The sequence below is a fragment of the Streptomyces sp. NPDC030222 genome (assembly GCF_055573115.1).
In genome coordinates, this window is record NZ_JBVICA010000007.1 from 68,243 (window position 1) to 77,927 (window position 9,685).

A 9,685-nucleotide genomic window follows, 5' to 3' on the forward strand; every position below is an offset into this window, starting at 1 on the left:
GTCGTTCGAGGCAGTGGCGGTTCGTACTGGGCGCTACCTCAGACACAGCCAGATCTACGGGCGTCTGCTGAAGCCCTTGCCGTCATAGAAGGTCTCGCCAGGCTTTCTGCTGAAACCCCTGCCGTCGTAGAACGCCTCGCCAGGCCTTCTGCTGAAACCCTTGCTGTCGGTGAAGGTCCCTCCCGGCCTCCTGCTGTAACCCGCGTAGTCGTCGAACTTCTCCCCGGGCTTCCTGATGAAGCCCCTGCCGTCGTAATAGCTCTCGCTCGTGGAGTACACGTTCCCCCCTCCTCGTCGGTGACCTTCTGCGTCCCGACTGTGTGGCCTGCTTGCCGTTGTCGGTTCCTCTCGTCAACGTAACTCAGGCCAGGCGGAGTTCTAAAGCACGACCGAGCCGACGCCAAGTCTGGCCAGCCTCGCGATGGCGATCACCAGGAGATCGAAACAGGCACTCAGGGAGGTCACGCGCGTTGTCGACCGGGGCCGCCCGCTCGTGGAGTGGACGGGCCGCACCGGCCGCTCAAGGGCGCCTGCGGCGGCGCTGCGCGCTATGCCTTCGGCCACCCTGGACTCCCGCCCTCGGGCCTGGCTGGTTATCGAGCGGCCCCTGCCTTGCGGCGCCCCTCCGCAGGTCAGGTGCCTATGGGTGGGTAGATCCACTGAGCAGGTATGGGGTCACCCCCGAGCACTAGGTGGCCGCTTTCAAAGAGCGTCATCACCGCGTTCGCCCTGCAGGACGACGGGTGGATACTCCGCAACGAGATCATCTGGCTGAAGCCGAACGCGATGCCGGAGTCCGTGCGCGACCGGCTCTCCAACCGGCACGAGCACCTGTTCCTGCTCACCAAGTCGCCGCGGTACTGGTTCGACCTCGACGCGATCCGCGAGCCGCTCCTCCGCCCAGAGGCCTTGAGCGAAGGGATCGTGTTCGGCGGCAGCAAGGGCCCTGGCGGGAAGGTGGGAGGCTCGGCGCGCCGGAGCGGCGGCAACGTCAGCGTCTACGGCGCCGCCGGCTCGACGAAGGGCCGGAACCCGGGAGACGTCTGGGAAATCACGACCAAGCCGTATCCGGCCGCGCACTTCGCGGTGTTCCCGATCGACCTGCCGATCCGCTGCATCAAGGCCGGCTGCAAGCCCGGCGGCACCGTGCTCGATCCATTCTCCGGCTCGGGAACGACGGGCGCCGCTGCACGCCAGCTCGGCCGCCGGTACATCGGCATTGACCTGAACCCGGCCTACCACGACCTCGCCAAGAACCGGTTCGCGCAAGGGGTCCTCGCGTTCGAGGAAGCCTCGTGACTGCCCCGCCGGAGCAGTGGGTGGAGCAGCCGCCTCTGTGGGGCCCGGACTGGCAGGCCCAGGCCGACCAGGCCGCCGCCGACGAGCAGGCGTGGCTCGACCTCCACGGCCCCCAACGCAGCAGCCCCGTCCCCGCCGGCCACGCCCGACCCGCCACCCGACAGCCGACGTACATCCACCCCGCCCGGCCCATACGCGACGTCATCAGGAGCATCTAGTGACCACGACCCACGCATGCCCGCCCACCGGATCCGGCCTTACCGCCTGCTGCGGCAGCACCCCGTTCGAGCTACCCGCCACGGACCGTATGACGACCGACCCCCGCGAGGTCACCTGCGGCACGACTCCCGCCCCGGACCGCCGGGCCCTGGTCGTGGACGCCATGCGGGCCGCGGTCAACGCGCAGCGTGCCTGGCTGGCCCACGACGTGTACGGCCCCGTCGCCGACGCCATCCTCGCCGCCCTCGAGCAGTCGACCGAGCCCGCGGCGGAGTACGCGCCCGTCGGTTCGGTGGAGGAGCTGCGGCAGCTGTACACCGAGGCGATCACCGAGACCTGGTACGCAGCCGCGGCCACCTACACGTCAAGCGCCCGCATCCTCGACGCCGTCACCGACGCCGTCCTCGCCGTCCGGGACCGGGCCCTCGAGCGGGCCCAACAGCGACTGCAGCTCGCCGACCAGACGCAGCAGGACCTGGCGCAGCTCCATGCCGGAGAGGAGCCCGTCGGGCCCGAACACGAGTACACGGAGCTCACGCCCGGCCAGTGGATCTGGAGGTGGAACCGCGCATCCCTTGAGCAGCGCCTCGATGTCATCGAGCGGATCCGATGCGACGCCGTCCGCGCACGCCGCTGCTTCATGAGCAACCACGACGGGCTGCCCCCGTCACTGATCCGGATGCAGACAGCCATTAACTGCGTCCGGCAGCTGCACCGGAATTGGGACGCCGACCCCGGCCACTGCGCCCACTGCGTCGACAGCTACGGCACCCCGCTGCCCTACCCTTGCCCCACCCTCCAAGCCCTCGACCAGCCGCAGGAGCACCCGTGACGTGGCAGCGGCAGGAGAGCACCAGCACCTGCTCCTCCTGCCGCGCCTACTGGTCCACCCTCCAAGATCTCGGCGAGGAATGGGACGCCGCCGGCCGACCCAACGACCCCGCGGGCTGGGGCCGCCAGATCGGTCAGGCCCTGGCCATGTACTGCGAACACCTCGACACGCATCTGCCGCCACGCCAGCCGCCCACCGCCTGACCCCGCACCGCCCGCATCCGGACAGGAGCACCACCGTGAACGACGCCCGGCCCTGTATCGCCGAGACCTGCACCCGCAGCCTCCGCGCCCACGAACTCGACACCGGTCAGGCATTGTGCGACCCCTGCGTCAACGCCATGCGCGCATGGTTGGCCAGCATTCCGAACCAGCTCGTCGTCCTCGTCGGCAGCGTGCAGCGGGAGGTGACCGGCGACGGGACCCGCGGCGGTACCCGCGAGGCGCCGACGCCCGGCCGGCTCGACACCCTGAACCTGCTCGGCCCGGCCGCGTGGGGAACCGTCCGGGACCCGCACGGCGACCAGCACGGACAGCAGCCCATCGTTGGCGTCCTCGGCGACTGGGTGCGGATCGTCGTCGAGGAGCGCCGCCTCAACGGCCCGGCTGAGTGGTCGCCGGTCCGCCTCGCCGCCTGGCTCGCCCCGCACCTCGGCTGGGCCGCCATGCAGCCGTGGGCCGGTGAACTCCGCGACGAGCTGCAGGCCATGATGCGCGCCATCTGGGGCATCACCCGTCTCCGGCCCCAGACCCGGCCCGTCACCCGCCCCTGCCCCTGGGAGGCCTGCGCCGAGCTGGCGCTGACCCAGACCGACTGGGACCAGTACATCCGATGCGGCGCCTGCGGATTCAGCTACACCCAGCAGGAGCTCGCCGACGACGCCGCCCGCCGCGCCGCCGCATGACGAAGCCGCCCCGCCCGGTGACCCGGTGCGGGGCGGCATTCGTGCGTTCGGTCGGGCTTCACTGCGCCGACCCTCCATTGAGAGGCAGTTGGTCATACGTGAGCTCAATGCGGTCTGCGGGCGCGATGACTCGAAGCAGCTCAAGGATGTGCCCCTCGTTGCCTCTGGTGATCCGTTCGACGACGAGGAGCGGCACTCCGACCCCTGTCTGAAGCAACGCCGCCTCATCCTCTGATGGCATGCGGGCCCGGATCACTTCGTCGATCGCCTGCGGCGGTTCGCCGGATTCGGTGAGCCTGGCAAAGACGCCGCCCTCGATCTTGCCTGCCTCATCCAGGCCGGCTCGGTGTGCGAGTTCGGCCGGATACCAGGCGTGCTGGATCTGGACCACCTCGTCGCCGATCATTGCGTGCCGGATCCTGTAGACGACATCCGCGCCTTGCTCGATGCCGAGTGCCTCCGCCATCTGCTCGTCGGCCGTTTGCTGCTCGACGCCCTGGAAGCGCATTGATCCGTTGAGCCCTTGGGCTGCTGTCGCCTGCTCCCACGGGCCTTTGTCGCTGGACCTCAGCGCCCCGCTGTACCGGCTCAGTGGGATTCGGATGGGGGTGCGGTCACGGACGATTGTGCCGCGCTTGCGGACCGGTTTGACCAACCCTTCCATCGCCAGGTGATTGATCGCGGCGCGCACGGTTTGGCGCGCCAGGCCGTACTCGGCCATGAGCTCAGTGATCGTCGGCAGCGTCGAGCCGACGGGGAACTCGCCACTTTCAATTCGCCGCCTCAGCTCGGCGGCGAGGTCGCGGTAGCCACGCATTAAGACCTCCTCTCTGGTGCGTTAAGGCTAGCACTGACGCCGCAAGCTTGACGGATTAGGGCTAGCCCTTTAGGCTCAGGGGTAGTGCACGAAACCCCGCCCGGTGTCTCACCACCGAGCGGGGTCTTGGGATCCAGGGCCGGTGTCTCACCACCGGCCCTGGCAGCCAGCCACCTGCAGGAACAGGAGCTAGCCATGCAGAACTCTACCGGCGCGCCGATGCGCGCAGATCACCCGGGCCAGTGTTCGGCGCGTACCGCTCGCGGCACGCGCACCCCGACCGGCGACTACATGGACTGCGCCAGCAGCCACACCGCGGACGACCCGCACGGCGCCCCGTTCGGCAAGGCCGGATGGTTCACGTGGACCGACGAGCCGGCCATGTCGGCCGCCGACCGCCAGGCGCACGTCGAGGCGAGCTACGTCCGGCCCGCCGTGAAGGCCGCAGCCTGATGGCCGCGCAGCAGAAGCCGGCCGACCTGCCTGCCCCGGTGCGTGACCTGCTGGCTGCGATCGCCGAGGTGCTGGAGGTGCCGTCTCCGGACATCGACCTGGAGAACGAGATCGCGTACCGCCTGCTCGTTGAGGACCGCATCCGGGTCGTGCAGGCCACCATCCGTGACGTCCTCGCGGGTGAGGCCAACCTCGGTATCGAGTGGGAGGCCAAGTACCTGCGCCGCACGGCCGCCGAACGCCCGCCCAGGTACCGGACCCTCGCCCAGGCCCTCGAGGAGCGGCGGGAGGGCGAGTCATGACCGCGAAGAAGTCGGCCGCGAAGCGCCCCTCGCCTGCCGTCACCCCGGCGTCCGTGGCCGACTGCCGCAAGGACTACGAGGCCGGCGCCGACACCCGTCGCAAGTTCGACGCGACCGCCAAGCGGCAGTACCGCCGCTAACCCCCTGACCGCCGCCCTGGCGGGGTGACCATCCACCCCCGCGGCACCGCCAGCACGGCACCCCAACCCATCCGCATGACCACCGGAGGTACAGCCATGTCCCGTCGCGCCCGTCTGACTCTGATCGTCGAGCACAGCAGCACGTCGGCCGCACTGTTCCGCAAGGCCGCCAACGAGGCCCGAGCCGCGGGTGACGCCGCGGAGGCCGCGGACTGCGAGGCCACCGCGACCGCTCTCGCCGCAGACGCGGACCGCGCCCGCCGGCTCCTCGCCGCCGCCTGACCCGCCCGAGAAGGAGATCCACGTGCAGTTCATCCGCTATCGAGTCGTCGATGCCGACGGCACCTTCCTCGACGAGTTCTCGACGAACGCGCCGGACCTCGCCAGGGAGCGCATCGGCCGGATCCGCAAGTACCACCCCGCCCTGACAGTCACCGAGACCGACGACACCAGGAAGGACCCGTTCCCCGATGGAGCCTTCTAGCCATGGCCGCGAACTCGCGGTCGGTGACGAGCTCGGCCACGGCGTCACCCCCGACTGCTGCGGCGACGAGATGACCCCCGACGGCCGGAACTTCACCTGCGGGGCCTGCTGGACGGTCCTCACCGTCGATAGCCGCGGCCTCGTCGCCGACATCAACTGACCCGCCCACCCCCATCCCGGACTGACCAACCGAGAGGACCCCGTCATGCCCGAGCAGACCCGTATCGCCTACCTCGCCGAGTACCGGGCGGCACGTGAGGCGGGTGACTACGACCGTGCGATCGAGATCGTGTTCGACGCGATCGACCAGCCCGACAGCCCCACTGGCCGGCTCCTCGACGAGATCCGCGGCCTCCACACCCCCGCCGCCGCCTGACGGTAGCCCGCGGTGCTCAACCCGGTTGAGCACCAAGGAGATCCGCCAGACACCCCGCCGCCACGACCACTCGAAGGGTTGACCACCCGTGAAGACGCTCGCCTGGATCCTCGCCGCTCTGGCCCTGCTGCTCCTCTTCCCCGGCCTCGGCGCCGGGATCGCCGCCGCCATCGCGCCCGTCCTCAGCTGGATCGCCGGCCAGCCCCTGCTCGTCGGCTTCGGCCTCGGGCTGGCGGCCATGCCCCACCTCCGCCAGATCGCCCGCCCCGCCAAGCACGCCTAACCCGGAAGGACACCGATCGCCGTGAGCACGTCCGCCATCGAGAAGGTCAACAGGCACGCCCCGGCCGAGCCGCGGTTCGACCCGCTGGCCCTCGCCGAGGCGGAGGCCATCCGTACCGAGGCCGCCGCGAAGGCCGAAGCCCTGCGCCTCGAGGCCGAAGGCAAGGCCCGCGCCGCGGAGATCCTCGCCGAGCAGGAAGCCGAGAAGCAGCGCATCGCCACCGAGCGCGCGCAGATGAAGCTCGTTCGCGACAAAGCAGAGCAGGCCGCCTACCTGGCGAAGAAGCAGGCCGAAGAGGCCGCCGCCAAGGCCGCCAAGGAGAAGGCCGACAAGGCCGCCCAGGACGAGGCGGAGCAGGAGGCGCAGCGCACAGCCGAGCAGCTCCGCACCGAAGCGTTCTGGAAGTGGGGCGCGCGCGGCATCTACCTCGTCGGCCTGATCATCGCCGCCCCGATCCAGTTCCTCGCGTTCTGGGACGAGGAGCGGCCGTTCCTCGTCGCCGCCCCCGCCCTGCTCGAAGGGCTCGCGCTCGTCCTGGCGTTCGGCGCCGCGTGGGCCGTCGCCCACCGGCGGGACGTTCTGCCCTACCGGATCGGCATCATGACCGGCGCGTGCATCGCTGCCACGATCAACCTGTGGCACGGCATGACCGACGCGGCCATCGGCCTGAACGCCGGCCTCATCGGCGCCCTCGCCTCCCTCGGCGGGCCGGTCGTCCTCATGGCCTACGAGCACGGCATCGCCCAGAAGGCCGACGGCATCCCGTCGTGGCGTGAGCGACGCGCTGCTAAGACGGCCGCCGCCAAAGAGGCCGCGGCGCGCGCCAAGGCCAAGGCGGAGAAGCAGGCCGCCGAGGCCAAGGCCGCTGCCGAGAAGGCCGAGCAGCAGCGCCGCGCCGAGGAGGAGCAGAGCCGCAAGGACGAGGACCGCCGCCGAGGCCACAAGGACGTATGGGAAGTCGCCGACGCCCTCCGCTCCGCGCGCGGCGTGCCGTTCGTCACGGAGCAGATTTGGGCGGACGCCTGGTACCGCGTCACGGGCTCCAAAGTCGTCGGCGTCACCGCAGAACTCGAGGCCCTCAGCCGGTCCGCCCAGGCCCGCATGAAGACCGCCACCAGCGCTCCGATACTCGGCGAGTTGTCGCAGGTGGAATCCCAAAAGGCCCCCAGGGCCAAGCGCGACCCCGACGCCCCCGACGGACGCCGCTTCAACGGCGGCACCCCGCCCCTGCGCCGGCCCGGCGACACGCCCCCGGCCAGCCCCCTCGCCCGCAAGCAGGCCGCCCTCGAGCAGACCCGCACCGTCACCCGTGAGGAGCACGCGTGAGCATCGAGACGACCCCGAGCAGCACGCCTGACCCCGAGTGGGAGCGCCTCGTCTCCGGCTACCTCGCCGGCCCGACGGGCACCCCCGACACCGCGCCGGCCGTGAAGCAGACCGTGGTCGCCGACCCGATGGGCGAGACCCCTCTCACCCCGGCCTGGGTCAAGACCCGGGCCGGGTGGAAGGCCCGAGCCCGCGTCGGCCGGATCAACACCACCCGCGGGTTCCGTAGATGGCTGCGACGCCAGACCACCGAGCACGGGCACGCCGCCCAGACCTGGCGCGGTATCGCCCGCACCGCCCTGTGGGTGCAGGGAGTCGAGGGCACGCAGGTCGCCGTCGCCAAGCACGAGGCGCACCGTGCCCACCATGACTACAAGGCCGCCAAGTGGGCCCACGACAAGCGGCTCATCCCCGGCAAGGAGAAGGACAAGCGCCGCGCCGACATGGACAAGGCCGCCACCGCATCGGCCTCGGCGATGGCCGGCTACAAGAAGGCCCGCAACGACGCCCGCACCAAGCGCGCCCTCCGCGCCGCTGCCGCACTCGCACCGATCGCCGCCGTCGAAGGCACCGGCTTCTACCTCGTCGGCGCCCCCGGCGGGATCCTCGCCACCGGGTCCGCGCTGCTGGCGTTCGCCCTGATAGGGCGCCGGACCAACGCCGGCGAGCTGTACAACGACCGCGATGCGAAGATCGGCGACGGCTACCGCATGACCGACGAGATGATCGACCGGGCATTCCGTGACGTCGGCATCCTCCGCGCTGACCAGGCTGTCGTGTTCCGCTCCCCGGTCATCCAGGACGGAGCCGCGTGGCTCGTCCACGTCGAGGTGACAGGCGGCGTCACCGTCGCTGAGGTACAGAAGAAGTCCGGGCCTCTCGCATCCGCCCTGGGTATCCCGCGGCATCAGATGGACATCCGGCACGAAGGCCGCGAGGACCGGCTCAGCCTGTGGGTCAGCATGACGGACCCGTTCGGCCGGACCGTCCCCAACCCGCTGATCGGCACCACCGACAAGGTCAACGCCTGGCGCGACGGCCTCCCGCTCGGCTTCGACAAGCGCGGCTCCATCGTCCTGGCCACCATCTCCGACTACTCGCTGCTCGTCGGCGGTGCCACCCGCTCCGGCAAGGGCATGGCCATCGCCAACATCCTCGTCGGCGCCATGCTCGACCCCCGCATCCGCGTCCGCCTGTTCGACGGCAAGGGCACCGGCGAGTACGTCGGCATCGCCTCGTCCCTCGATACGTTCGTCCGCCGGAACCCCGAACGGCTCCTGGAGTTCCTCAAAGTGCTTGCTGCCGAGCTGGAGCGGCGCACCGAGATCCTCGTCGACCTCGGCGTGTCCAAGGCCAGCGAGGAACTCCTCGACCAGCTCGGCGGCATCGAGCTCGTCATCGTCGACGAGCTGGCCACCTACACCGTCAAGGGCGGCCTCAACGGCCAGCACGCGGAGGAGATCACGGAGCTGCTCGCGCAGATCGCCGCCGTCGGCGCCGCCGTCGGCATCGTCCTGGTCCTCGCCACACAGAGCCCGAAGGTTGAGGTGGTCAACTCCCGCCTGCGCGGCAACTGCGCCGGGCGGTGGGCGATGCGCGTGGAGTCGGCGACCGCCTCCAACACGATCCTCGGAGACGGAGCCGCCGGAGACGGATACGACTCCAGCAAGATCGAGAACAGCAAGGCGACCCGCGGCCGGGGCTGGCTCACCACCCCCGACACCGGGTTCATCGAAGCCCGCTCCCTGTTCGTCGACGTCGAGAACGGCGACCTCCGCAAAGCCGCCCGCGCCGGCCTGGAGCTGCGCCAGGCAATCGGGCGCGTCCCCGGCCACTGTCCCGACCCGATCGAGGACCAGCTTGCCGCCGAGACCGGCGTCTCGATGGTCGCGGGCGGGCCGACCGGCAAGGGCACCGCGGTCCAGCCTGAAGACGAACCGACGATCCTCGACCACATCATCAAGGCCGCGACCGCGACCGGCCGCGGCGTGATCACCCGGGCGGAACTGTTCGCCTACCTCGCCCTCGTCGTCGACGAGCAGTACGCGCGCGCCGACGGCGAGGGCGACGGCCAGTACGGCGCCCGGGTCGGCAAGCTGCTTGCCGCGGCGATGGACGCCGAGGACATCGAACTCGAGGCCGTCAAGGTCCCGACTGCCGACGGAACGCGCTCCATGGGCTACCGCCTCGAGGACCTGCACGCCGCCCGATAAGACCCATTTGCACCCTGGATACCCCCTGGACAGGGTC

At 70.6% G+C, this 9,685-nt stretch carries 17 protein-coding genes; 15 read left to right on the forward strand and 2 right to left on the reverse strand.

Translation table 11 applies throughout. The features are described from left to right. Positions 1 to 54 precede the first annotated feature (54 nt). Entirely contained in the window at positions 55 to 279 is a 225-nt protein-coding gene (locus ACZ4Z5_RS12680; protein ID WP_468260746.1) for a hypothetical protein, read from the reverse strand. A gap of 390 nt (positions 280 to 669) precedes the next feature. On the opposite strand from ACZ4Z5_RS12680, the gene ACZ4Z5_RS12685 reads away from it, so the two are divergent. Genes ACZ4Z5_RS12685 through ACZ4Z5_RS12705 form a run of 5 tightly spaced genes read left to right on the forward strand, consistent with a single transcriptional unit; the run spans position 670 to position 3,254 of the window. Next, positions 670 to 1,299, forward strand: a complete 630-nt coding sequence (locus ACZ4Z5_RS12685; RefSeq protein WP_468260748.1) for a DNA-methyltransferase — start codon at positions 670 to 672, stop codon at positions 1,297 to 1,299. Then, entirely contained in the window at positions 1,296 to 1,517 is a 222-nt protein-coding gene (locus ACZ4Z5_RS12690) for a hypothetical protein (protein WP_468260751.1), read from the forward strand. Before ACZ4Z5_RS12685 ends, ACZ4Z5_RS12690 begins: the two co-directional genes overlap by 4 nt. Then, entirely contained in the window at positions 1,517 to 2,350 is an 834-nt protein-coding gene (locus tag ACZ4Z5_RS12695; protein ID WP_468260754.1) for a hypothetical protein, read from the forward strand. Before ACZ4Z5_RS12690 ends, ACZ4Z5_RS12695 begins: the two co-directional genes overlap by 1 nt. Next, positions 2,347 to 2,553 (forward strand): hypothetical protein, encoded by a 207-nt coding sequence (locus ACZ4Z5_RS12700; protein ID WP_468260756.1) that lies wholly within the window; start codon positions 2,347 to 2,349, stop codon positions 2,551 to 2,553. Before ACZ4Z5_RS12695 ends, ACZ4Z5_RS12700 begins: the two co-directional genes overlap by 4 nt. A 35-nt stretch (positions 2,554 to 2,588) precedes the next feature. Beyond that, positions 2,589 to 3,254 (forward strand): hypothetical protein, encoded by a 666-nt coding sequence (locus ACZ4Z5_RS12705; RefSeq protein WP_468260759.1) that lies wholly within the window; start codon positions 2,589 to 2,591, stop codon positions 3,252 to 3,254. Positions 3,255 to 3,312: 58 nt separating this feature from the next. Here ACZ4Z5_RS12705 and ACZ4Z5_RS12710 read toward each other — a convergent pair whose 3' ends face one another. Beyond that, positions 3,313 to 4,071 (reverse strand): GntR family transcriptional regulator, encoded by a 759-nt coding sequence (locus ACZ4Z5_RS12710; RefSeq protein ID WP_468260762.1) that lies wholly within the window; start codon positions 4,069 to 4,071, stop codon positions 3,313 to 3,315. A gap of 195 nt (positions 4,072 to 4,266) precedes the next feature. On the opposite strand from ACZ4Z5_RS12710, the gene ACZ4Z5_RS12715 reads away from it, so the two are divergent. The 10 genes from ACZ4Z5_RS12715 to ACZ4Z5_RS12760 all read left to right on the forward strand — a co-directional run bounded on the left by ACZ4Z5_RS12715 (position 4,267) and on the right by ACZ4Z5_RS12760 (position 9,648). Next, complete coding sequence (locus ACZ4Z5_RS12715) at positions 4,267 to 4,524, forward strand: hypothetical protein (RefSeq protein WP_468260765.1); 258 nt, start codon at positions 4,267 to 4,269, stop codon at positions 4,522 to 4,524. After that, positions 4,524 to 4,826 (forward strand): hypothetical protein, encoded by a 303-nt coding sequence (locus ACZ4Z5_RS12720; protein WP_468260768.1) that lies wholly within the window; start codon positions 4,524 to 4,526, stop codon positions 4,824 to 4,826. The genes ACZ4Z5_RS12715 and ACZ4Z5_RS12720 overlap by 1 nt, the downstream gene beginning before the upstream one ends. Next, complete coding sequence (locus ACZ4Z5_RS12725) at positions 4,823 to 4,966, forward strand: hypothetical protein (RefSeq protein ID WP_468260771.1); 144 nt, start codon at positions 4,823 to 4,825, stop codon at positions 4,964 to 4,966. Before ACZ4Z5_RS12720 ends, ACZ4Z5_RS12725 begins: the two co-directional genes overlap by 4 nt. 96 nt (positions 4,967 to 5,062) lie before the next feature. Beyond that, positions 5,063 to 5,248 carry a hypothetical protein gene (locus tag ACZ4Z5_RS12730; RefSeq protein WP_468260774.1) on the forward strand — a complete coding sequence of 62 codons (186 nt, stop codon included), beginning with the start codon at positions 5,063 to 5,065 and terminating at the stop codon, positions 5,246 to 5,248. Between the two features lie 22 nt (positions 5,249 to 5,270). Beyond that, on the forward strand, positions 5,271 to 5,450 hold the full coding sequence (locus ACZ4Z5_RS12735; protein ID WP_468260776.1) for a hypothetical protein: 180 nt from the start codon (positions 5,271 to 5,273) through the stop codon (positions 5,448 to 5,450). After that, on the forward strand, positions 5,437 to 5,610 hold the full coding sequence (locus tag ACZ4Z5_RS12740; protein WP_468260779.1) for a hypothetical protein: 174 nt from the start codon (positions 5,437 to 5,439) through the stop codon (positions 5,608 to 5,610). The genes ACZ4Z5_RS12735 and ACZ4Z5_RS12740 overlap by 14 nt, the downstream gene beginning before the upstream one ends. A gap of 45 nt (positions 5,611 to 5,655) precedes the next feature. Next, complete coding sequence (locus ACZ4Z5_RS12745) at positions 5,656 to 5,826, forward strand: hypothetical protein (protein ID WP_468260782.1); 171 nt, start codon at positions 5,656 to 5,658, stop codon at positions 5,824 to 5,826. Positions 5,827 to 5,914: 88 nt separating this feature from the next. Continuing rightward, entirely contained in the window at positions 5,915 to 6,109 is a 195-nt protein-coding gene (locus ACZ4Z5_RS12750) for a hypothetical protein (protein WP_468260785.1), read from the forward strand. Between the two features lie 21 nt (positions 6,110 to 6,130). Then, positions 6,131 to 7,435 carry a hypothetical protein gene (locus ACZ4Z5_RS12755; protein WP_468260788.1) on the forward strand — a complete coding sequence of 435 codons (1,305 nt, stop codon included), beginning with the start codon at positions 6,131 to 6,133 and terminating at the stop codon, positions 7,433 to 7,435. After that, a complete protein-coding gene (locus tag ACZ4Z5_RS12760) occupies positions 7,432 to 9,648 on the forward strand; it encodes an FtsK/SpoIIIE domain-containing protein (protein ID WP_468260791.1) in 2,217 nt (738 codons plus the stop codon). Before ACZ4Z5_RS12755 ends, ACZ4Z5_RS12760 begins: the two co-directional genes overlap by 4 nt. Positions 9,649 to 9,685: the final 37 nt, after the last annotated feature.

Coding starts and splice junctions, on each gene's coding strand:
- ACZ4Z5_RS12685 (WP_468260748.1), top strand. CDS start 670: ATGGGGTCACCCCCGAGCACTAGGTGGCCGCTTTCAAAGAGCGTCATC.
- ACZ4Z5_RS12710 (WP_468260762.1), bottom strand. CDS start 4,071: ATGCGTGGCTACCGCGACCTCGCCGCCGAGCTGAGGCGGCGAATTGAA.
- ACZ4Z5_RS12715 (WP_468260765.1), top strand. CDS start 4,267: ATGCAGAACTCTACCGGCGCGCCGATGCGCGCAGATCACCCGGGCCAG.
- ACZ4Z5_RS12720 (WP_468260768.1), top strand. CDS start 4,524: ATGGCCGCGCAGCAGAAGCCGGCCGACCTGCCTGCCCCGGTGCGTGAC.
- ACZ4Z5_RS12725 (WP_468260771.1), top strand. CDS start 4,823: ATGACCGCGAAGAAGTCGGCCGCGAAGCGCCCCTCGCCTGCCGTCACC.
- ACZ4Z5_RS12730 (WP_468260774.1), top strand. CDS start 5,063: ATGTCCCGTCGCGCCCGTCTGACTCTGATCGTCGAGCACAGCAGCACG.
- ACZ4Z5_RS12740 (WP_468260779.1), top strand. CDS start 5,437: ATGGAGCCTTCTAGCCATGGCCGCGAACTCGCGGTCGGTGACGAGCTC.
- ACZ4Z5_RS12745 (WP_468260782.1), top strand. CDS start 5,656: ATGCCCGAGCAGACCCGTATCGCCTACCTCGCCGAGTACCGGGCGGCA.